At 34.6% G+C, this 22,576-nt stretch carries 18 protein-coding genes and 1 riboswitch; of the genes, 1 reads left to right on the top strand and 17 read right to left on the bottom strand.

Features of this window, described 5'->3' with window-relative positions; all coding sequences use genetic code 11:
• Nucleotides 1–27: 27 nt before the first annotated feature.
• The 8 genes from thrB to ACSBO6_RS09885 all read right to left on the bottom strand — a co-directional run bounded on the left by thrB (nt 28) and on the right by ACSBO6_RS09885 (nt 12,106).
• Nucleotides 28–936, bottom strand: coding sequence for a homoserine kinase (gene thrB, locus ACSBO6_RS09920; protein ID WP_098846683.1), 909 nt, complete (start codon nt 934–936; stop codon nt 28–30).
• Nucleotides 933–1,991, bottom strand: coding sequence for a threonine synthase (thrC, locus tag ACSBO6_RS09915; protein ID WP_098846684.1), 1,059 nt, complete (start codon nt 1,989–1,991; stop codon nt 933–935). The genes thrB and thrC overlap by 4 nt, the downstream gene beginning before the upstream one ends.
• A complete protein-coding gene (locus tag ACSBO6_RS09910; RefSeq protein WP_498844590.1) occupies nt 1,984–3,288 on the bottom strand; it encodes a homoserine dehydrogenase in 1,305 nt (434 codons plus the stop codon). The genes thrC and ACSBO6_RS09910 overlap by 8 nt, the downstream gene beginning before the upstream one ends.
• 132 nt (nt 3,289–3,420) lie before the next feature.
• Entirely contained in the window at nt 3,421–4,326 is a 906-nt protein-coding gene (metA, locus tag ACSBO6_RS09905; protein WP_098846686.1) for a homoserine O-acetyltransferase MetA, read from the bottom strand.
• Between the two features lie 112 nt (nt 4,327–4,438).
• Nucleotides 4,439–7,816 carry a methionine synthase gene (metH, locus tag ACSBO6_RS09900; protein WP_498844589.1) on the bottom strand — a complete coding sequence of 1,126 codons (3,378 nt, stop codon included), beginning with the start codon at nt 7,814–7,816 and terminating at the stop codon, nt 4,439–4,441.
• The gene (locus ACSBO6_RS09895; RefSeq protein ID WP_098846688.1) at nt 7,813–9,639 is read right to left on the bottom strand and encodes a bifunctional homocysteine S-methyltransferase/methylenetetrahydrofolate reductase; all 1,827 of its coding nucleotides are present in this window, start codon (nt 9,637–9,639) and stop codon (nt 7,813–7,815) included. Before ACSBO6_RS09895 ends, metH begins: the two co-directional genes overlap by 4 nt.
• Nucleotides 9,640–9,719: 80 nt before the next feature.
• Nucleotides 9,720–9,823: riboswitch (SAM riboswitch) on the bottom strand.
• A 115-nt stretch (nt 9,824–9,938) separates the two neighbouring features.
• A complete protein-coding gene (locus tag ACSBO6_RS09890) occupies nt 9,939–11,804 on the bottom strand; it encodes a terpene cyclase/mutase family protein (protein WP_498844588.1) in 1,866 nt (621 codons plus the stop codon).
• 14 nt (nt 11,805–11,818) lie between these two features.
• On the bottom strand, nt 11,819–12,106 hold the full coding sequence (locus tag ACSBO6_RS09885; protein WP_098846690.1) for a hypothetical protein: 288 nt from the start codon (nt 12,104–12,106) through the stop codon (nt 11,819–11,821).
• Nucleotides 12,107–12,344: 238 nt separating this feature from the next.
• On the opposite strand from ACSBO6_RS09885, the gene ACSBO6_RS09880 reads away from it, so the two are divergent.
• Nucleotides 12,345–12,794 carry a hypothetical protein gene (locus ACSBO6_RS09880; protein ID WP_286138344.1) on the top strand — a complete coding sequence of 150 codons (450 nt, stop codon included), beginning with the start codon at nt 12,345–12,347 and terminating at the stop codon, nt 12,792–12,794.
• Nucleotides 12,795–12,954: 160 nt separating this feature from the next.
• On the opposite strand, the gene ACSBO6_RS09875 is transcribed toward ACSBO6_RS09880, so the two are convergent.
• The 9 genes from ACSBO6_RS09875 to hutH form a co-directional block, all read right to left on the bottom strand.
• Nucleotides 12,955–13,233: a DUF3892 domain-containing protein gene (locus ACSBO6_RS09875; RefSeq protein WP_498844669.1), complete on the bottom strand. Its 279-nt coding sequence runs from the start codon at nt 13,231–13,233 to the stop codon at nt 12,955–12,957.
• Nucleotides 13,234–13,511: 278 nt separating this feature from the next.
• Nucleotides 13,512–14,021, bottom strand: a complete 510-nt coding sequence (locus ACSBO6_RS09870) for a DUF5946 family protein (RefSeq protein WP_498844587.1) — start codon at nt 14,019–14,021, stop codon at nt 13,512–13,514.
• A 186-nt stretch (nt 14,022–14,207) separates the two neighbouring features.
• Complete coding sequence (locus ACSBO6_RS09865) at nt 14,208–14,876, bottom strand: Type 1 glutamine amidotransferase-like domain-containing protein (RefSeq protein WP_498844586.1); 669 nt, start codon at nt 14,874–14,876, stop codon at nt 14,208–14,210.
• Nucleotides 14,877–15,331: 455 nt separating this feature from the next.
• Nucleotides 15,332–16,036 (bottom strand): HAD family hydrolase, encoded by a 705-nt coding sequence (locus ACSBO6_RS09860; RefSeq protein ID WP_098846694.1) that lies wholly within the window; start codon nt 16,034–16,036, stop codon nt 15,332–15,334.
• A gap of 364 nt (nt 16,037–16,400) precedes the next feature.
• A complete protein-coding gene (locus ACSBO6_RS09855; protein ID WP_498844585.1) occupies nt 16,401–16,970 on the bottom strand; it encodes a dihydrofolate reductase family protein in 570 nt (189 codons plus the stop codon).
• A 156-nt stretch (nt 16,971–17,126) separates the two neighbouring features.
• Nucleotides 17,127–18,086, bottom strand: a complete 960-nt coding sequence (gene hutG / locus ACSBO6_RS09850) for a formimidoylglutamase (protein ID WP_498844584.1) — start codon at nt 18,084–18,086, stop codon at nt 17,127–17,129.
• On the bottom strand, nt 18,067–19,290 hold the full coding sequence (hutI, locus tag ACSBO6_RS09845; RefSeq protein ID WP_498844668.1) for an imidazolonepropionase: 1,224 nt from the start codon (nt 19,288–19,290) through the stop codon (nt 18,067–18,069). Before hutI ends, hutG begins: the two co-directional genes overlap by 20 nt.
• Before the next feature lie 54 nt (nt 19,291–19,344).
• Complete coding sequence (hutU, locus tag ACSBO6_RS09840) at nt 19,345–21,003, bottom strand: urocanate hydratase (RefSeq protein WP_098846697.1); 1,659 nt, start codon at nt 21,001–21,003, stop codon at nt 19,345–19,347.
• 17 nt (nt 21,004–21,020) lie between these two features.
• Complete coding sequence (hutH, locus tag ACSBO6_RS09835) at nt 21,021–22,529, bottom strand: histidine ammonia-lyase (RefSeq protein WP_098846698.1); 1,509 nt, start codon at nt 22,527–22,529, stop codon at nt 21,021–21,023.
• Nucleotides 22,530–22,576: the final 47 nt, after the last annotated feature.

The raw sequence follows: 22,576 nt of genomic DNA, 5'->3' as shown, positions 1-22,576 counted from the left end.
AACGATTCCTTGTTGAGTGGTTTATTTTTAATTTGAGTGGATTGAATGTTTAACTGTTGCACCTTTGTTTTCTATTTTCAATTCACTTACATCACAATTTGGAAATAATCGTGTAAAGTAGTTTATTGCTTCAGTACAACTTTCAATTGAAACAAAGGCTAGTACTGTAGGACCGGCACCACTTAATACAAAACCATGTACGTATTTTGGTAATTGGATTTGTTTTAAAGTGTCGAGCTCTTTTACAATTTTGCATCGATATGGTTCGTGGAACAGATCTCGTTTCATCATATCGCCTGCTAAAGCCCAATTTTCTGTTAATAATGCTAATACTAATAGATTACTGTAGCTGCTAGATTGTATAGCGTCCTTAAAAGGAATCGTTGATGGTAATATATTTCTTGCATGGACAGTTTCTAATTCGTATTTTGGTATAATTGCAACAACTGACACCTTATTTAATGTCGAGTGTTGGATATATGCTTTTCCATCTATAAAAGTCCCAATAACTAAACCGCCATAAAGTGATGCACCTACATTATCCATATGACCTTCAAGTTTCGTTGCGATTTGAAGCTGTTGTTCTAGAGATAATTGAAGATTACAAAGTTCATTCGCTAGTATAATGCCACCTACTATTGCTGAGGCACTACTGCCTAAACCTCTTGTTAACGGAATATTACTTTCAAGCTTTAAATGACAAGTTGGCAACTGCTTATGATATGCTTTTGCCACATCAATAGCTGTTTTTAAGATTAAATTTGTTTGATCAAGTGGGATATCTTTCAAGTATTCACTAAATCCCTCACAGCTATATTGATCGTGATCAAATACTTCAATCGTTAAGTATCGATCTAAAGCGATACCAATTGAATCAAAACCAGGTCCTACATTTGCAGTGCTTGCAGGAACTGTTATTTGGAAAAGTTTTTTCATATCGAAACCACACCTTGTAAATGTTCTAATACAGTCTTTTCTTCATTCGGTAACAATATTGGTTCAATTTTACTTGATTGAATGGCGATATCTGGATCCTTTAATCCATTACCCGTTAAAATGGCTACTACTTTTGAGCCTTTTTTAATTACACCAGACTGAACTTGTTTAAATACTCCAGCAACACTTGCACATGAACCTGGTTCTGCAAAAACGCCTTCTTTTGATGCAATCCATTTATATGCTTGTAGGATTTCCTCATCAGATACACTATCGATTGCACCGTTTGATTGCTCAATTGCATTTACTGCGTGTTCCCAACTTGCTGGGTTACCAATTCGAATAGCTGTTGCAATTGTTTCAGGATTTTCAATCTTTTTATTGTTAACAATTGGTGCTGCACCTTCTGCTTGAAATCCGTGCATTTTCGGTAATTGATAACCTTTTGATGTATTATATTCATTAAATCCTTTCCAATAAGCTGTAATATTCCCTGCATTTCCGACTGGAATTGCTAATATATCTGGAGCTTCTTCCAATTGCTCACAAATTTCAAAGGCAGCTGTTTTTTGGCCTTCGATTCGATATGGATTTACGGAATTTACTAATGTAATTGGTTCAGACTCACTTATTTTTCTTACCATTTGTAAAGCGTGATCAAAATTCCCATCAATACTAATAATATGAGCTCCATACATGACTGCCTGCGCAAGTTTACCATATGCAATTTTGCCATTAGGAATAATAACAAAACATTTCATACCAGCTCTTGCAGCATAAGCAGCAGCTGCAGCAGATGTATTACCTGTTGATGCACAAATAATCGCTGAACTTCCTGCTTCCTTTGCCTTAGCAACAGCCATTACCATCCCACGATCTTTAAATGAACCTGTAGGGTTTAGCCCTTCTAATTTTACAAATAACTCAATTCCCCACTCCTGTGATAAGCGAGGTAAAAACAGTAATGGCGTATTTCCTTCATTTAAAGTTAATTTCGGTGTTTCTTCATTGATTGGTAAGAAATTTGAATATTTATCGATTAATCCATTATACATCGTGATCTTCACCTGCAATTCGATAATAGCTACGTACTTCATCTACTACATCAGATTTTTCAAGGCTTTCAATTACTTTTTTGTAAGATGAGTATGATGCTTGGTGTGTTACTAAAATGATTTCAGCAAGACCTTTATGCTTTAATGGAACTTGAATAATTTTCTCAAAACTGATATCAGATTCAGTAAAAATAGACGTAATTTCAGCAAACGAACCTAATTGATCTTTAACTGTAAAGCGGAAGAAAGATTTAAAATAAATTTCATGATCTTCTTTTATTTCTTTTGGATATTGTGGTAAAACAGCACTTGTACCGTTTACTCCTAATCGCATGTTTTTCATTACTGCTACTAAATCTGAAACGATTGCAGTTGCAGTTGGTAAACTACCTGCACCTGGTCCATAGAACATCGTTTCTCCAACAGCTTCACCATATACATAAACTGCATTAAATTCATTGCTAACAGAAGCTAATGGATGATTATGTGCAATTAAAGTTGGTCCAACACTCACTTCAATTCGATTATCATTTCTCTTCGCATAACCGATAAGTTTCATTGTATAACCGAAGTATTTAGCAAAATCAATGTCTTCTGAGGATACTGAACTAATTCCACGTACTTGCACGTCTTCTAGTTCAACATCCATTGAAAAACCTAATTTAGCTAAAATTGTCATTTTTCTCGCAGCATCTAATCCTTCAACGTCAGATGTTGGATCTGCTTCTGCAAAGCCGAGTTCCTGAGCTTCTTTTAACACATCTTCATATGCTTTTCCTTCATTGCTCATCTTTGTAAGAATAAAGTTTGTTGTTCCATTTACAATTCCCATTAATTTATTTACGCGGTCTGAGGCTAAACCATCTACTAAACTACGAATAATCGGGATTCCACCAGCAACGCTAGCCTCATAAAATAAATCGCATTTATTTTCATTTGCTACACGGAGTAATTCAGTACCGTATAAAGCCATTAAATCTTTATTAGCTGTGACAACATGTTTTTTATTGCGCAGAGCATGGAGTATGTATTTTCTTGCATCTTCAATTCCACCCATTACCTCTACAACAACATCTACTTCAGCATCATCTAAAATTTCATATGCATTTGTTGTTAATAAATCCTTTTGAATTGAAATTGAACGTTCCTTTTCAAGGTCCTTTACAAGAACCTTTTTTACTTGAACAGAACAACCGATTTGATGGGCTAATCTGTCCTGATGATCTTCAACAATTTTTACAACACCACTTCCAACAGTTCCAAGTCCTAATAGGCCGATAGATATACAGTCCTTCATATGATCTCCTCCGTTAAAATTTGATATTATTTCCATTATGGGAATGTTTTATGAAAATAGCAAACACTTTTTTTAATTTTCCAATTATTTTTTTTTAGTATTTGACAAAATTATGAAACTTAAAATATAACATTATAAATTGTAAGGGGTTTCTTGATAAACGTAATAATTTAACCAATTAGAGAAAAGTAGATTCGCATGACTTCTCCAACGTACAATTGGTGGTTGTTTCGGATTATCATTTCGGAAATAGTTTTTTGGAATAGCAATTTCCGCTCCTCTTTGTACATCTCTTTCATATTCTGATTTTAAAGTATTTATACAATATTCATGATGTCCAGTTGCAAAAATTTGCTTTCCATCCTCATTAGTAACAAGATGGACACCTGCATCGTCTGATAAACTCAAAATCTTCAATTCTCCTATTTGATCGATGTCTTCCTTCCTAACTTCAGTATGTCTTGAATGAGGTACATAATACTCGTCATCAAAGCCACGCACTAGTTTCACAAAGCGATCCTCTACTGAGTGTGGGAAAACACCAAACATTTTTTGATCTAATGTATATTTAGGAACACCGTAGTGATGATAAAGACCTGCTTGTGCACCCCAACATATATGCAATGTAGAAGTTACATTTTCTTTTGTATAGTCCATGATTTCTTTAAGCTCCGACCAATACTCAACTTCTTCATACTCCATTGTCTCAACCGGTGCACCGGTAATAATAAAGCCATCATATTTTGAATTTTGAATTTGTGAAATTGTTTTATAAAAGCTTGAAACATGCTCCTCTGAAACATTTTTAGGTTTATACGATTCCGTACCGATTAAATCGACCTCTACTTGTAAAGGGGAATTAGCAATTAAACGTAATAATTGTGTTTCCGTTTCAATTTTAGTTGGCATTAAATTTAAAATGCCTATTTGAAGCGGCCTAATATCTTGTGACTCCGCTCGCTCTTTCGTCATATAAAAAACATTTTCTTTTGTTAGTATTTCAGTAGCAGGTAAATCTTGATTAATAATTACAGGCATTTTTTCCACTCCTCTTTTTCTTAGGAAAAAGGTAGTAGATTGATGCATGAATTATTTCTACTACCTTTAAATTTTTGTTTTATTGATTCAAATGAATAATTATTCTTTCTTTTTAAACCGAAAAATATCTTCCATCTTTATGCGAGAATACCATTGCAGTTACAGATGCTTCTGGTAACATCATAAATCCTTCTGTCAGATTAATCCCAATTTCATTTGGGTTAATTAACTTAAATAGCTTTTCTTGATCTTCTAGATTTGGACAAGCAGGATAACCAAATGACACCCTGATTCCTTGATATCTTGCTTTAAAACGCTCAGACATCGTGAAATCTGGACGATCTGGGAATCCCCATTTTTCTCTCATCAGCATATGCGTTTTCTCGGCTAAACCTTCTGCTAATTCTAGCGCTAATGAGAATAAAACATGACTCTTTAAATATTCCCCTTCTTGTTTCAATCTTTCAGCAATATTTCTTACTCGTGGGCCTGATGTTACAGAGAAGAACCCAACATAATCCATCTCTTCACCAACCGGATTTAAAAAGTCGCTTATACAAAGGTTTGGCTCTTTTCTTTGTCTTGGAAATTGAAAGCGCTCAATTGTTTTTTTCGTTTCAGAATCATAGATAATGACATCATTGCCATCACTTTGAGCAGGGAAAAATTGATAGATTACTTTACAGTCAAAATATTCATTTCCATCTTTTAAGAATTCTTGAACTAACTCGTATAACTCTTGGCCACGTTCTTGATTTTCCCATTTACCTTTTACTCCTAAATGATGACCAATTAGCATTTGGTAATTAATAAACGGTGCCACTTGAGCTACTGGAATATTTTTTATAACCGTTTTACTTAAAGATGAAGGAACAAGACAATCCGACTTTTGTATGGCTGATCTCTTTGTACTAATTTCAGGAACAGGCACTTCAATTATGTTGTCTATTTTTTTAATTGCCTTTTTCTTTTCTTCTAATGCTTTTAATTCAATAGGATTAACAATTTTATTTGCAAAATCTAATCCAGTCATTGCGTCATTTGAGTAAACAACTAATCCATCGTAAATTGGCTGAATACGGTTTTCAGTAAATTTTCTAGTTAATGCAGCGCCTCCAACTAATATAGGTGTGTTTATTCCTGCACTTTTTAAGTCACCTGCTGTAATAACCATTTGTTGCGCAGATTTTACTAATAAGCCCGATAATCCAATAATGTCTGGTTTGTTTTCACGAATCTTTGTAATTAAATCATCTGGTCGAATATTAATGCCTAAATTGACAACATCAAACCCGTTATTTGTCAAAATAATATCAACTAAGTTCTTTCCGATATCATGAACATCACCTTTTACTGTTGCTAAAATGACTTTTCCTTTTCGAGAGCTTTCAGTTTTCTCCATAAACTGCTCTAAAAAGTTTACAGATGCCTTCATTACTTCAGCACTTTGTAATACTTCAGCAACGATTAGCTCATTATTATTAAAAAGTCTTCCAACTTCATCCATTCCAGTCATAAGTGGGCCATTAATAATATTTAACGGTGTGTCACCACGATCGAGACAAGCTTGAAGATCTTCTATTAACCCTTGCTTTGATCCTTCAACTACACACGCGGCTAATCTTTCTTCAATTGGAAGTTGTTCTTTTGGTTTTTCTTCTTTCTTTACTGAATTTCTAAAATGCTCTACAAATTTATCTAATGTTTCTTGTGACGTATGAAATAATAAATTCTCAGCTAGCTCACGTTCTATAGCAGGAATTGAAGCAAATCGTTCTAGTTTCTCAGTATTTACGATCGCGTAATCAAGTCCAGCTTTTGTAGAATGATATAAGAAAACTGCATTTAACACTTCACGCCCAGCATTTGGTAATCCGAATGAAATATTACTTAAACCTAAAATCGTTAAACACTCAGGAAATTCATCCTTAATTAGTTTAATGCCATCAATTGTCGCTTTTGCTGAACCGATATATTGCGTATCACCTGTTCCAACAGGGAAAACAAGCGGATCAAAGATAATGTCTGTTGCACGAATTTTATATTTTTGAGTTAATAGTTGATAACTTCTTTTTGCAACTTCCAATTTTCTCTCTGCCGATACAGCCATCCCATCTTCATCAATCGTACCAACAACGACTGCAGCACCATATTTATGAATGAGAGGTATAATTTTCTCAAATCGTTCCTCTCCGTCTTCAAGATTTATCGAATTAATAATTGCTTTACCTTGAATATAAGTAAGTGCTAACTCAATTACTTTTTCATCAGTTGAATCAATCATGATAGGTACTTTTACTTTATTAACTAGCTGCTTTAGGAAATTTTCCATATCTTCAACTTCATCACGATCAGGATCTGCCATACATACGTCGATGACATGGGCACCCTTTTTCACTTGAGCTCTAGCAATCTCTGAAGCATCTTCAAATTTTCCATCAGCTATTAAATTTTTAAATTTACGAGATCCAATAACATTTGTTCTTTCACCGACGAAAAGTGGTCTCATACTATCGTCATAACAAAGTGATTCTAAACCACTAACCGCATGTTCTTCTCTTTTTTTAGGTTGACGAGGCGTTATGCCACTCACTGCTTCTTTCATTGCTCTAATATGATCAGGTGTCGTTCCACAGCACCCACCTATAATATTGATCCAACCTTGTTCAGCAAAATCACGTACTTTGTGCGCTAAAGATTCTGGTGATTCATGGTAATGTCCATCTTCATCTGGTAAACCAGCATTTGGATAACATGAAACAAATGTCTCAGATAGCTCTGACAAGGAACGAACATGATCCCTCATAAATTCAGGTCCTGTTGCACAGTTTAATCCAACTGAAATTGGAGAAATATGTTCAATTGCTAAGTAAAAAGCATCAATTGTTTGACCTGCTAATGTTGTCCCCATCGGTTCAATCGTTCCTGAGATCATAACTGGTAATTTTTTATTTAATTCGTTAAATGCATTACTAATTCCGATACAAGCTGCTTTCACATTTCTCATATCTTGACAAGTTTCAACTAATAAAACATCTACACCACCGTTAATTAAGCCAGTTGCTTGACGTTTATATGCAGTAATTAATTCATCAAAAGTCACACCACCTGTTACGCTGATTGCTTTTGTTGTTGGACCCATCGCACCTGCTACATATACCTCTTTACCAGATGCTAAAACTGCTTGCTTTGCAATCTTTGCCGCAATTTCATTTAGTTCAATATCTAAATGTTGCAAATTATAATCAGATAAAACAATATTTGTTGCTCCAAAAGTGTTTGTTTCGATAATGTCAGACCCAGCGGCTATATACTCCTCATGAATTTCTTGTATTACATCCGGTCTTGTAACAACTAAATATTCGTTACAGCCTTCGTATTCTTCTCCACCAAAGTCTTCTGCTGTTAAGTCTCTTTGCTGGATCATCGTTCCCATTGCTCCATCAAGAAGTAATATTTTTTCTTTTAATGCTACATCTAAAGTTTTCATAGTTGGATCTCCTCTTTATTGCTGCTTTTAGTAAATTGAATTAAGTCCTCTGTTATTTCATACTTCAAAAATGGAGTGATAAAATAAATCCCGTTAAATTTATCCTTAACATAATCAATTAGCTCTTTCGCAATTTGTTTACCTTCATCAACTGCTCTTTCTGGTTCAACTGATGAAATTCTATTTCTTACCTCTTCTGATAAAGTAATTCCTGGTACTTCATAATGGATAAAATCAGCATTTTTCTTACTAACTAGTGGCATAATTCCAATAAAAATTGGCTGTTTTATATGACGTGTTGCCTCATATAATTTATCAATCGTTTCAAAATCATATATTGGCTGTGTTAAAAAATAATCCGCACCCGCCTCGACCTTTTTCTCAAGCCTTTTAATTGCTGCATCAAATTTTCGGACATTCGGATTAAAAGCAGCAGCGACTGAAAATCTTGTTCCATTTCCTAAGCTCTTACCGGAATAAAGTCTACCTTCATTCATTTCTTTAATCATTCGAATCAGTTCAAGTGATGCTACATCATAAACTGAAGTTGCACCTGGAAAATCTCCTACCCTTGCTGGATCACCTGTTATAGCTAGAACCTCATTTAATCCTAAAGTTGCTAACCCCATTAAATGAGATTGGAGTCCAATCATATTCCGATCTCTACAAGTTAGATGCGTCAAGACCGGTACATCCAGTCTTTGAAGCAGGGATGCCATCGCCACATTCGAAATTCTAGGTGAAGCTAAAGGATTATCTGCTAAGGTGATTGCATCAGCCCCTGCTCTATGTAATGCCTTCGCTCCTTCAAAAAACTTTCTTGTTTGTAATGTTTTTGGCGGATCTAGCTCTGCAATGATTGTCGTTTTATTTTTTGCCTTTTCTGCTAGCGTTTCATTCTTTTGCTCTACTTGCTTTGGAATTGTAATTTTAATTGCTCTGTTTTTCACTTCTTTTTTTGTAACAGGCTGTAAAGTATCAATCTTACTTCGTAAAGCAGCGATATGCGCTGGTGTTGTACCGCAGCATCCACCGATTAATCTTACACCTTGTTCAATAAATGGTTTTGCCATATCTTCAAAATATTCTGGATTCGATTTGTATACGTATTTCCCCTCAGTGTATAGCGGTAATCCTGAATTTGGGAATGCCGATAAATAACCATTTGTCGGTAATGAAACTGTATTTAATGACTCCAGCATATGAAGAGGTCCAAGATGACAATTGATTCCGACTACATCTGCACCTAAATCTACTAAATTAGGAAGAATTTTTTCAATATATTGCCCACTTTGCATGACGCCAATTTCTTGTAGTGTTACTTGGGCAATGATTGGTAAATCGGTTCTTCCTCTTAATAGATTGACAGCATCATATAATTCATTTTCATCATAAAATGTTTCAAGCATAATCCCATCTACGCCTTCTTCTAGTAAGGCTGAAGCTTGCTCAAGTATCATCATCTCACGTTCTAAAGCTGTCGTAAAAGTAGAACCTACATATTTCATTCCACCGATCCCACCAATTACTAAAGCTCTTCCTTTTGAAGCCGCTCTAGCATTTCTAACAGCCATTTGATTGATTTGCTTAACAAGCTTCTCCAAACCATATTGTCTCAGTTTTCCGGCATTAGCACCGTATGAATTAGTTTGAATCACTTCTGCGCCAGCATCTATATATTGTTCATGTATATGAATGATCCGATCACGCTCAGTAATATTAAGTTCTTCAAAACAACTGTGAAGTCCGCCAGAGTACAAAAGTGTTCCCATTGCGCCATCACCTAAAACAATTCCATCCTTTAACTTTTCCAATAAGCCCATTCAATCACTTCCCGTTTATATAAAATAAAAAACGCCATTCTCTCAACAAAATGAGAGAATGACGTTAAAGTACAGATTACGCCTTATCTCTCATGTTTTAAACATGCTGGATTTAGCACTTTTTAGCTTTCGCTAAAGTTGCCGGGTTTCATAGGGCCAGTCCCTCCACCGCTCTCGATAAGGATTATTTAGTTGTTATATTGAATATAAAACAGTTTACTATATTTATATGTTAAAGAAAAGACATTTATGGAAAGATTTTCAAAAATAAATATATTTTGTTAACATAATAGTATTATTTAACTATTTTTATAATGTGCTAGTGCTAATAGCGGATAAATTTCATTATAGCTATGATAGTGGATATAAAACTGACCGGGTAAGCCTAATCCTGTTGGGTAAGTTAATGCTTTATTAGTCAAATCAGTTTGATTCGTTAAAAATTTAATTCCTTTTCTAATTACTTCATCTTCTTTATTGCGAATTGAAAGTAAAGCATCAACTGCCCAGGCTGTTTGACTAGGAGTACTATATTTTAAAGGAACATATTTATTTTTAACAGCTGAAAGACCCGATTCTCCCCACCCTCCGTCTTCGTTTTGAATACTAACTAACCATTTCTCAGCTTTTTTAATTGCCTCATGATTTTTAGGAATCCCTACTGCTCTAAGACCAGTAATCGCTGCCCAAGTTCCATAAATATAACAAATTCCCCACCTACCATACCAGCTGCCATTTCTTTTTTGGTTTTTTAAAAGCCAATCAACTGCCTTTTTCACAATCGGGTCATCGTTTGAAATGGACGTATAATATCCAATAAATTCTAAAATGCGACCTGTTAAATCTGCAGTGGAAGGATCAATGATTGCATCTTTTGCATTTTCAATTGGCACAAATGTTAGCCACTTATTCGTTACATTTTTTTCAAATGCTCCCCAACCACCATCTTCATTTTGAAGTCCAAGTAAAAAATGTACCCCTCTTAACCAACGATCATGAATTGTGGATTGATCTAAAGCGCTTCTTGCTAATGCCCTTAAAGCAGCACCAGTATCATCATTATCTGGGATAAAAGAATTAACATCGGAAAAACCCCAACCACCAGGACTTACATTTTTAACATGAATCTTCCAATCACCAATACTATTCTGTTGTTTTTTAATTAAGTAACTTATCGATTTCGATACAATCGGATCACTTACTTTGTAACCAGCTTCTTGTATGGCATATGACAATAATGCAGTATCCCAAACTTTTGATGGCGAATTTTGAATATGAATTCCTGCTTCAGTATCAGCTGCATATGAAAGAAGTCCCTGTAGCGCATTTTGAATAACAGATGAAGTAGTTTCATAGCCTAAAGCCATTAAGGCATAAATCATATAAAACGTCGAAGTAGCATAGCTATAAAAAGTTCCATTTGTTTCAATACGATCAAGCATAAAGTTCTTTGCCTTTTCATATCCCTTTTGCTGAAAATAAAGAGGATATGAAGCTAACTTCTTTCCTTCTTCAAGTAAAAATTGATAAAAACTCCCTCGTTCTTCATAAAACCAATCTACCTCACTAGTTTCCATAAGATGATCGATATTTAGATCGTCATCCAATTTCACTTTAAATCGCTTATTTATACAAATGATCATTGGAACTAAATGAACTCTAGCATAATTGCTTAAATCAAATAAACTTAACGGTATTTTATCTGGCAGTAAAAAATAACTCATCGGAAAGTAAAATAATTTGGGATACTCAATCAAACCATGAGTAGCCAGAATCACCTTTAACATAAAATGTGTTTTTTTAATACCACCGTTTTCACGAATAAATTTTTCAGCTTTTTTCATACTTAAATGTTCTTTTGTATACTTTTTTGAGATTAATAAAGCTATGTAAGCTTGTACCGTTGCATTTAAGTTTCCTTCTTTTTCATCTTCGTATAATTTCCAGGCTCCATTTGGATATTGAAGATTGATGATTCGATCAATAATCCCGTCCATTACCTTTTGATTTTTGTATTCAAGATCATTCATTAATAAAATCATAAAACTATCCGTCATTAATGAACCTTCAAAACAAAATTCCCAAGTTCCATCTTCATCTTGTTTTGTTCTTAATCGTTTGATCCGCTCATCAATATTTCGTAAAACAATATTTTCGAGGTCCATTTTACCACCTCAGTTCAATTTTTTTCTAGCTGATGGTATTTCCCCATCCTTGTTGAATGGTCCATTTTAATTTCTTCTTGTTCAACATTACCTTCCATGTTTATTTTTTTACTAAAATAAACAATCGAAATAATAAATGCTAGAAAGCTAAATGGTAAAACAATTATTTTAAATCCGAACCACGTAAAAGAATGTAAAATATGAAAATAACTACCTAATAATAAGCAATAAGTAAGTAATATCAGGTCGAACACAATTACACCCAAAAATGATTTTACTATTTTTATTAAAAAAGGATTCATCTAGATCACACTCCTTTACTAATCTATGATTTAAATGTGAAATAATACGAATTTTTCTGTGTAATTAGTACCTGTTACTCTGGAAAACTACAATTTATTATGGGAATTTCATGAAAAAAATTTACTATAAAAATTCCCCCCTAAATTATTTAAATCTGAGAAATCTATTTAATGTCTAATCAAAATCTATTAAAAGTGAATATAGTGAGAGTAATGATAGAAAGGAGTGTTTTATACGATGGCAGCAGAATTTAATGATTTTAAAGAATTAATAGAAGAAATTCAAGAGATGATTGCAGCAGCTAATCTAGATGGCTCAATCAATTTTAATTTTTTCAACATTGAAATCAAAAAGAATCGCGTCCAAGTCGAACAAAGAGCTGAAGGCGGAGGACAAATTAATCGAAACGTTGGCATGAATGCAAATCAAGGCGGTCAAAACGCTAGAAACAATAGCCAAACATCAAATGACCATTCGCAATTTGCAGATGGAAATGGTAGAAGCGGTATTGCTGGTAAAAATAATGATGAATTAGGCGGACAACAAGGAATTAAAATCAGAGACAGCAAAATAAAAAGAAGCAAAATCAGAACAGATTCCGAACACAACGAAGGTTCAGAACCTGAAGAAGCAAACGGTGAACAATTCCAATTGCCAAGATTAAATAGACTAAATAGGACAGAATAAATGACTTTATTACTTACCTTAAGTTCAAAAAGCCATCGCTTTATATTGAATTTTTAAAGTGTGGACAAGCTTTAGGTGACGAATGAGTGAATCAAGTAAAAAACCCACAAGGATCATTAATTCCCTAGTGGGTTTACTTTTTTATGTATACGATTTCAGTTTAAAATTCTGGTAGATTACTCAAATTATTGTCTGCAATACCATCCGGTTCACTTCTTAAGATGTCACGACCATACTTATGGATTACGTCAACATGTGCTAAATTTCCACTCTTTGCTTCTTGTAAGGCTTGAAGATAATCTAGTTCACGATTTAAATTTGTTTTGAAACCAATTAAATCACCATCTTCATTTTTGCGAACTGCAACAATATGTTCCTTGTCTTGGTTAACTGTTTCGTCTACGTGCATTTGTTCGTCATCACTTTGATTTCTATACATTTCATATGCTTCTTCAAATCGATCTTGAGTCACTTTTTTTATCCTCCTTTTATCAATAGCCTTGCCATTGATGGTGGATGTAAAACAAATTTGTGTGCCAGATGAAGGAGAGTTTTAATTTTTAATAAAAAAACTGAATTAATAGTCTATTTATTATAATCGATCTTTATCTTCAAAGAACTGTTTCATAATTGACTTTTTCTTCAACTAATCCCTTATTTTGTACTATATTAGAACTTGCATTGACCTACATTCACTCAAATAAATGCACACTCAATCTATTTTAACAGTTCGTTACATATATTTTTTACCCATTCATGTTGATGATTCCAACATTTCCACACGTCATTCATCCATTTAATAAGCATTTTGTCGCGATTTTCTCCTGGTTGTTCTTTCATTACATCATATACAGTCAATGAATAGGCTGAATTTTCTGGCGGTTGTAATGCATCCCAATTATATTTTTGACGACTGAGAAGTGTATGGACACGTTGTACTTGTTTTCCGTTGAAATCATGTACTATAGCATAATACAATCCTATTACTGAAAAAGCCGCGGTAATGTTTTTCATATTATTCCCTGAATGCTGAGCAGCGTAAGTATCGATGGCATGCTGATGTATAAAATTAGTATCTTGTTTTTCTAATGTATAACTACTTAAATCACTATATATTTGAAAGCATTCATCTGTGGCATTGTATTTACTTGTCAATTTGTTTTGTTGATCATCGAGGCTTAAACCACAACCTGGGCACTTTATTATCTTTTCACTCGATTTTTCCATACTTTTTCTCTCATCTCCATTTTAGAACGCTTTTGTTGTGGCTTACATTTCAAGATACCGTAAATTATACTCCTTTAATACATCTAGCCATTTAGCGCATTAAAAAAGAGACTAATAAATAGTCCCAAGTTGTTTAACTATTGGAGTTTGCATTAGGATATGCAACAGTTTCCTAAAGGTGTAGCGTCAGGGCGAAAATAGTTTCCAATGACCTTCGGAGACCACTTCAACCTTTCCATCGATTACTTTGATGGCGGTTTGATCGTCAATCGCATACGCCGGTCCAAGCATCCCGGCTGCCCATCTCTCTGCGGCAGCAATGGTATTTCCCGGCAGCATCTCGTGATCTAGGTGCGGAAAGATTGAAAAATCAACCAATCTCAGTGTTTCATCGCCACCGTCTGGTGGAGTCCAGCCAACGAAGTATTCCCCTATTTTAGGTGACATCACCATGCTCCCAGCACTCATTCCCACATAGACTGATTTCAGTGAGGGTAAAAGGTCTGCCAAGCCGGATTGACGCATCCAGTGGCACAGGTAAAGGGCATCTCCGCCTGACACCAGCAATACATCTGTATCCTCAACAAGTGGTTTCCAGCGTTTTTCGTCGATGCTTGGCAATGCTGTTAGCTCCAAAACGCCGACAGATTTCCAACCTAGGCTTACCATGGGATTTTCTTCTTTTCCACTAATGAACTCCCAGGCTTTGACGCCAGGGCCAACCCAAGGGTGTCCATACATCGCAGTGGGGATACACAGGGCGTTGGAGTCAGCTATTGGCTTGCCTAACATGTCAACCAGCGCGTCGTGTATGCTTTTGTTAATGATGCCTCCAGATGTAAGCAGAAATTTCATAACTTCACTCCTTGTCTTTGTTCCGTACTATCAAGTTTTTTCATACTTCTATAATAACAATCTTAGCATTTATGAATGATAAAACATCAATTGTATCATTAGCTAAATTATCTATTTGAATACTGATGAAACTCATTCTGTCTTATACTTTAATTCTACAAAACCTATATAAATCCTTGTACAACTATCTTTCCAAAAAATTCAATAGCCACAGCGGAGACACATGATCTTTATCTAATGGACTGCGTTTGTTTTCTACAACATGTTCCAGAAAAAAATCTTGTAAATCTCCATTTAAAAATTCTTCTTTCCGGTTAATTTTATATTCATAAAAAAATCTATTAAACAGTTAATCTTGTTGTTGAACTAAATGCAACTTTTAAGTTTAACAACAAGATCGACTATTTGATAGAGAGGTTTTTGGAACTATTTATAAATACCTGGAAAAATAGGCTTTATAGGTTTACCAAATTTCCAAATAAAAGTAATTTAATCTCGACTAATGACTTAATACTATCTATTTTATGATTATGTTCAATTTCGTCATAAGACCATGAATCTCTAATAATATGAATTGCTTTCATCCCCGCATCTATAGCAGGTACAATATCACTTCTAAGTGAGTTTCCAATCATTACGGGATTATTTAATTTTTCCTGTAACTCAAGATACGTATTTACATCTTTTTTATTTGTAATAAATACATTATCAAAATGATGAACTAAGCCCGTTTCCATCACTCGCTTTGATTGCACGTCTTTTTCACCTAAAGTCAATATCGTCATACTTGCTACATCTTTGTGATTTGATAATTCTTCTATTATAAATGTGTCACTTTGCAATGGAATATTTACTTTAAATATCGTTTTTGCTAATGATTGTAATTGATCATTGACAATACTTGAAATCTCAATATTAAATCGTGTTGCCAATAAATCTAAAGTTGATTCCCAAGCATAAGGATACCTGGTTTTACTGAAACCCATCTCTTTAATTAGTTCCAAATCTATTCTATTAAAAACTTCTTTAATTTCATTTATGAGTACTTTTTCATCTAGCGCTTGATGTACTAGATTCGAACATAAATCTATATTATTTAAAAATGCGGCTTGGGTCTGAATTAATGTATCGTCTAAATCAAAAATTAAATCATATTTCATAATTAATTTATCTCACTTTCCAACTGAACCTAATTGTTATTTAATTTCACAGAGTTTATTGATCCAGCTTTACTAATTATATATGCTATTGTACCAAGTGTCCTTATTTTATTCTTTTAAAAAAAGAGTTACTTCCTCATAACAAGTTCAAGTCGTAATATTCCTTCATAATTTTGAATATTACTTCCTCATAATAGGCATTAATTAAAATAAACCCAAAATTGGCGAATAGTAGACAAACTCATTTTCAACGTGTTGAAAATGCCACGAAAATTTCGTGGCATTTACTTGACGAATTCTTTTTTCAACAGTATGTAATTAATGACCTTTTATGAAACTTATGCAAATAAAACACTAAGCAAACTTATTCTTCATTCAAATGATAAATTACCTGCACAACACCAGATGAAAACGTTCTAGTACTCACCAAAATTAGATTCTTTCTCTGTTTTATGTCAACAAATAAAGGTTTTCCTTCACCCAATATTACCGGATGGATTGATAATCTGAATTCATCTACTAGGCCAAGATTTATAAATGATGTAATAAGGCTAGATCCGCCATACAACCAAATATCTTTACCGGGCATTTTCTTTAATTTAGCTACTTCTTCAATTATATTTTCATTAATATATATTGCTTTGTTTTCAGAATTTGTTTGAGTTCTAGAAAACACATATTTTTCCTTGCTATGAACTAAATTCCACATTTCTTTATCAGTTTCAGAGACTTCTATGCTTGGATGATAATTTCCCCACAAATCATAGCTTTTTCGACCATATAAAATAGTATCTATTTGATTCAAGAAATTTGTGAATTCCATTTCGGGATCCATTATGCACCAATCAACTTCTCCATTTTTTCCTTCGATAAAACCATCCAATGTAACTGCTAGATCTAAAATTATTTTTCTTTGCTTTATGTTATTTGACAAAAGTGTTCCTCCTACTTTCACTTAGACATTTTTTAATTTTGTAATCCTCACCGAATATTTGTTCTTATTTTGATTATAGCAAGAACGCTTGATGGTATCAAATCTACCCCGCGAAACAAAAAACTCGCAAACAACAAAGTTTACGAGTTTTACATTTTACTTATTTAACAACTTAACCTTCTCAACAAGAAAGTTTAAGATTACATGTGCTGCGATTCTGCTTGTCATGTCGCGGAAATCGATTGTTGGATCAAGCTCAACAATATCCATTCCAGTAACTTTTGGATGAGATGCTAGATAACAAATGCCATCTAATAGAGTTTGACTGTCCATCCCTCCAGGTCCAATTGCTGGGCAACCAGGAGCGAATGCTTGGTCTAGTACGTCCATATCTAGGCTAATGTAGATTGAATCTACTTTGTCTACTAAATGGTTGATGCTCTCTTTCATAATTTTTGAGATTCCAAATTCGCGAACATCGCGCATTGAGTAGATTGTTACTCCGTTATTCACACCGAATTCCGTGTATGGAGCACTATTTGAAAAATTTCGAATTCCAATTTGAACTAAATGTTCACCTTTTAAAATACCTTCGTCAATTAAGCTACGGAAAGGTGTACCATTTGAACGACCACCATCTTCAGTATTTCTTAAATCATGATGGGCATCAAATTGGATAACTCCTACTGTTCCTCTTTCTTTTGCAAAAGCTGAAATACTTGGAAAACTTATTCCGTGATCACCACCTAAAATGATTGGCATCGTTTCCTTATATTGACCAAGTAATTCAGAGATTGTCGATTTAATACGATTTCTTGACTCTTCAAAATCAGTCACATGCATCGTAATATCACCAAAATCAGTTACCTTGTAATCTTTTAAATCGATTTGGTCTTCAATATGGTAAGTGCTGTAGCTACTTAACATTTTTCGAATTGAAGCAGGCGCGAAACTTGCGCCTGAATGACTAATTGATGTTTTAGATAATGGTACACCGATAATTGAGAAATTTGATGCTTCTGTTCCATTCCATGCAGTGATGATTTCATTTGCTTTTGTGACTTTTGAATCAATGAAAATAGCATCTCCTGCTTTTTTAAGATGTGATAGCGACATCGTGTTCACCTCTACTTACTACTAATTTACCATTCTTAAATACTGTTTCTACATGATTTACACCAAAATGGTAAGGTACATAAGTATAGTTTGGTACATTCCAAATAACGACATCTGCTTTACGACCAATTTTAAGTTTACCAGCTTGGTCGCCACGATTAATCGCGTATGATGAGTTAATCGTCACAGCATTCCAAATTTCTTCAGGCGTCATTTTTAGTTTAAGCATTGCAATTGTCATGATTAATTGTAAATTTTCAGTTGGGCAACTTCCAGGGTTGAAATCAGTTGCTAAAGAAACGGCTACGTTATTTTCAATCATCGCTCGTGCAGGTGCAAATTCAGGCTTATTCAAATAGAAAGTAGTACCTGGTAAAATAACACCGATTGTATTGCTCTTTCCAAGCATTTCTACACCTTTATTTGATGCTCCACATAGATGATCAGCAGAAATAGCACCGATTTCAGCTGCCATTTCAGTACCACCTAGAGGATCTATTTCATCTGCATGAATTTTAACACGAAAGCCTTGTTCTTTTGCTTTTAATAAAAATTCTTTAGATTGTTCTACTGAAAATACACCTGTTTCAGCGAATACATCTACAAATTCAGCTAGTTCTTCTTCTTTAATGACATCTAATAAAGAAAGCATTTTTTCTAAGAAAGCTTCTTCGTTTCCTTTATACTCTTTTGGTACTGCATGCGCACCTAAGAATGTCGAAACCAAATCAATATCATGCTCTTTTTGTAATTCCTTCGCAACTCGAAGTTGTTTTAATTCAGTTTCTTCATCAAGTCCATAACCACTTTTTGCTTCAACTGTTGTTACACCGAATGAAAGCATTCTGTTTAAGTGATGAATCGTTTTCTTTTTTAAATCTTCATGTGAAGCTAATTTAGTTTGACTTACAGTAGAATGGATCCCGCCACCCATTTCTAATATGTCTAAATAAGAAGCACCTTGTAATTTCAAACTAACTTCATGCTCACGTGATCCTCCAAAGACCACGTGAGTATGAGGGTCAACTAAACCTGGAGTGACTAGTTTTCCCTGGCAATCAATTACTTCTTTTGCATCTATTTTCTGTTCGTTCATTTGTCCGATATAAATAATTTGCCCATCTTTCCATGCGATTTCTGCATTTTCTAAAACAGGAAGATTACTCATGTCTTTTCCATGAATTGGACCATCACCATGATCCATCGTTAATAATTGACCAATATTTGTTAATAGAATATCTGCTTTCAATTTTAACACCTACTTCATCATTGGGATGTTTACGCCTTTTGCTTTCGCAGTTTCAACAGCTAAATCATAACCTGCATCAACGTGACGAACTACACCCATTCCTGGATCTGACGTTAATACTCTTTCAATACGTTTTGCAGCTGCATCAGTACCATCAGCAACAATTACCATACCAGCATGTAGAGAGTAACCCATACCTACTCCACCACCGTGGTGTACACTTACCCAGCTTGCGCCATTTACACCATTAATCAGTGCATTTAGGATTGGCCAGTCAGCTACTGCATCACTACCATCTTTCATGCTTTCTGTTTCACGATTTGGAGATGCTACTGATCCACAATCTAAATGGTCACGACCGATTACGATTGGAGCTTTTAATTCGCCATTTTTAACCATTTCGTTAATGATTTTACCGAATTTAGCACGCTCACCATAGCCTAACCAACAAATACGTGATGGTAAGCCTTGGAATGCAACCTTTTCACGAGCCATACGGATCCAGTTACATAAATGCTCGTTATCAGCAAATTCACGTAAAATAACTTCGTCTGTTTTGTAAATATCCTCTGGATCACCAGAAAGTGCTACCCAACGGAAAGGACCTTTACCTTCACAGAATAATGGACGGATAAATGCAGGTACAAAACCAGGGAAATCAAATGCATTTTTCACGCCTTCATCTAATGCAACTTGACGAATATTATTACCGTAATCAAATGCGATTGCACCACGTTGTTGCATCGCTAAAATTGCTTCAACATGAACTGCCATACTATGTTTTGCACGTTTAATTACTTCCTCTGGATTTTCGACACGAAGTTTCTTTCCTTCTTCCATTGTCATTCCGATCGGTAAATAACCATTTAATGGATCATGTGCTGAAGTTTGGTCAGTAATTAAATCTGGTACAAAATTACGTTCAACTAATTGAGGTAAAATTTCAGCAGCATTACCGACTAAACCGATTGCTAAAGCTCTTCCTTCATTTTTCGCTTCCGTTGCAAGTCGTAAAGCTTCCTCTAAATCGTGAGTTAATACGTCACAATATCTAGTGTCAATACGACGTTGAATTCTTGTTTCATCAACATCAATACCGATTACAACCCCACCATTCATTGTGACAGCAAGAGGTTGAGCTCCACCCATACCGCCAAGTCCTGCAGTAATTGTAATAGTCCCTTTTAAGCTTCCACCGAAATGTTGTTTAGCAGCTTCACCAAATGTTTCATAAGTACCTTGTAAGATCCCTTGAGTACCGATGTAAATCCAGCTACCAGCAGTCATTTGGCCGTACATCATTAAGCCTTTTTCATCTAATTCGCGGAAATGTTCCCAAGTTGCCCATTTTGGAACTAAGTTTGAGTTTGCTAATAAAACACGTGGTGCATCTTCGTGTGATTTAAAAACGGCAACTGGTTTACCTGATTGAACTAATAATGTTTCATCGCTCTCTAATTTTTTTAATGATTCAATAATTGCATCAAAGCTTTCCCAGTTTCTTGCAGCTTTACCGATTCCACCGTATACAACTAAATCTTCAGGTCTTTCTGCTACTTCTTCGTCTAAATTGTTTAATAACATACGAAGTGCTGCTTCTTGAATCCAACCTTTTGTATTTAATTCAGTACCTCTTGGCGCTTTTAAAGATCCTTTAGTGATTTCCATATTTATTCCACCTCTTCTTATATTTGTGTTTGTTTTGTATAGTTTCTTGCTAAGAAATTTTCTTTTAAATAAGTTGTTAGTTTTTCAATGTCTTTTGAGAAAACGCGATCTCTAGTAATTGATGGAACAGTTTTACGAACATCTTCCATAAATTTTCTAGTTGTTTCAGACATTTTTTCAATTCCTTTATATTCAACACCTTGCATTGCACAAATACATTCTATTGCTAAAACTCTTCTAGCATTTTGTAAAATTTGGTATGCATGACGCGCACCGATTGTTCCCATACTTACATGGTCTTCTTGGTTTGCTGAAGAAGGAATAGAATCCACACTTGCTGGATGTGCTAAAGTTTTATTTTCAGAAACTAAAGCGGCTGCCACGTATTGCATAATCATTGCACCAGATTGTAATCCTGGTTCTGGACTTAAAAATGGTGGTAAATCATTTAATTGTGGGTTAACTAAACGCTCAATACGTCTTTCAGAAATATTCGCAAGCTCTGCAACACCTAATTTAAAGAAGTCCATTGCAAATGCGATTGGTTGACCATGGAAATTCCCACCAGAGAATACATCATCACCAAATAATAATGGGTTATCAGTAGCTGCATTCATTTCGATTTCTAATTTCTCTTTTGCATAGTTCAGAACTTGCCAGCTTGCTCCATGAACTTGAGGGATACATCTTAATGTATAAGCGTCTTGAACTCGGATTTCACCTTGTCTAGTCGTTAATTTACTTGTTGCTAAAATATTGCGGTAACGTTCTGCTACTTCAATTTGTTCTTTATATCCACGAGCAATATGAATTCTTTCATCAAAAACATCTGTAATACCATTTAATGCTTCAAATGTAATCGAAGAAATTAATTCACTTTGATAAGCTAATTCTTCACCTTCAAGGTAAGTAAGAATGCCCATTGCTGTCATTGCTTGAGTACCATTAATTAAAGCTAAACCTTCTTTAGCTTCTAGCGTAATTGGTAAAATTCCTTCTTTTGCTAGTGCTTCTGCTGTTTCCATACGTTTTCCTTTATAGAAAACTTCACCTTCACCAAGTAAAACTAGAGCTAAATGAGATAAAGGAGCTAAGTCTCCGCTTGCACCTAATGATCCTTGAGATGGGATAACTGGATGAATTTGAGCATTAATTAATGAAAGTAATTTTTCAACTACTACTAAACGCACACCAGAGTGACCTTTTAACATTGTATTTGCACGAAGTACTAACATCGCTCTTGAAACTAATTCAGGGAATGGTTCACCAACACCACATGCATGTGAAGCGATTAAGTTATATTGAAGTGTTGAAACATTTTCTTTTTCAATTAATACATCACTAAATTTTCCAAAACCTGTTGTGATCCCATATACGACTTTGCCATTATTTACGATTTCTTCAACCTTTTCTCTACATGCTTTTACCGCAACTAAGCTCTCTTCACTCGCTTTTACATATGCCATATCGAATAAAATACTTTTCATTTGTTCCATTGTTAAGCTATTACCAGTTAAAGTTACCATTAAAAAACACCTCCGAATTTTGTCAAAAAAAAACACAGAAAGAGGCT

Origin of the sequence: Bacillus sp. AL-1R (genome assembly GCF_052180195.1) — a bacterium.
Taxonomy (GTDB): domain Bacteria; phylum Bacillota; class Bacilli; order Bacillales; family Bacillaceae_G; genus Gottfriedia.
The sequence above is the reverse complement of the archived record's forward strand: the minus strand, read 5'-3'. Positions and strand labels throughout refer to the sequence as shown.

Coding starts and splice junctions, on each gene's coding strand:
- metA (WP_098846686.1), bottom strand. CDS start 4,326: ATGCCTGTAATTATTAATCAAGATTTACCTGCTACTGAAATACTAACA.
- ACSBO6_RS09880 (WP_286138344.1), top strand. CDS start 12,345: ATGGCAGCAGAATTTAATGATTTTAAAGAATTAATAGAAGAAATTCAA.
- hutU (WP_098846697.1), bottom strand. CDS start 21,003: ATGGAAATCACTAAAGGATCTTTAAAAGCGCCAAGAGGTACTGAATTA.
- ACSBO6_RS09895 (WP_098846688.1), bottom strand. CDS start 9,639: ATGGGCTTATTGGAAAAGTTAAAGGATGGAATTGTTTTAGGTGATGGC.
- ACSBO6_RS09875 (WP_498844669.1), bottom strand. CDS start 13,233: ATGTATAGAAATCAAAGTGATGACGAACAAATGCACGTAGACGAAACA.
- hutH (WP_098846698.1), bottom strand. CDS start 22,529: ATGGTAACTTTAACTGGTAATAGCTTAACAATGGAACAAATGAAAAGT.
- thrC (WP_098846684.1), bottom strand. CDS start 1,991: ATGTATAATGGATTAATCGATAAATATTCAAATTTCTTACCAATCAAT.
- ACSBO6_RS09890 (WP_498844588.1), bottom strand. CDS start 11,804: ATGGACCTCGAAAATATTGTTTTACGAAATATTGATGAGCGGATCAAA.
- ACSBO6_RS09865 (WP_498844586.1), bottom strand. CDS start 14,876: ATGAAATTTCTGCTTACATCTGGAGGCATCATTAACAAAAGCATACAC.
- ACSBO6_RS09910 (WP_498844590.1), bottom strand. CDS start 3,288: ATGAAGGACTGTATATCTATCGGCCTATTAGGACTTGGAACTGTTGGA.
- thrB (WP_098846683.1), bottom strand. CDS start 936: ATGAAAAAACTTTTCCAAATAACAGTTCCTGCAAGCACTGCAAATGTA.
- ACSBO6_RS09870 (WP_498844587.1), bottom strand. CDS start 14,021: ATGGAAAAATCGAGTGAAAAGATAATAAAGTGCCCAGGTTGTGGTTTA.
- hutI (WP_498844668.1), bottom strand. CDS start 19,290: ATGGATCATGGTGATGGTCCAATTCATGGAAAAGACATGAGTAATCTT.
- ACSBO6_RS09860 (WP_098846694.1), bottom strand. CDS start 16,036: ATGAAATATGATTTAATTTTTGATTTAGACGATACATTAATTCAGACC.
- metH (WP_498844589.1), bottom strand. CDS start 7,816: ATGAAAACTTTAGATGTAGCATTAAAAGAAAAAATATTACTTCTTGAT.
- ACSBO6_RS09885 (WP_098846690.1), bottom strand. CDS start 12,106: ATGAATCCTTTTTTAATAAAAATAGTAAAATCATTTTTGGGTGTAATT.
- hutG (WP_498844584.1), bottom strand. CDS start 18,086: ATGTCGCTATCACATCTTAAAAAAGCAGGAGATGCTATTTTCATTGAT.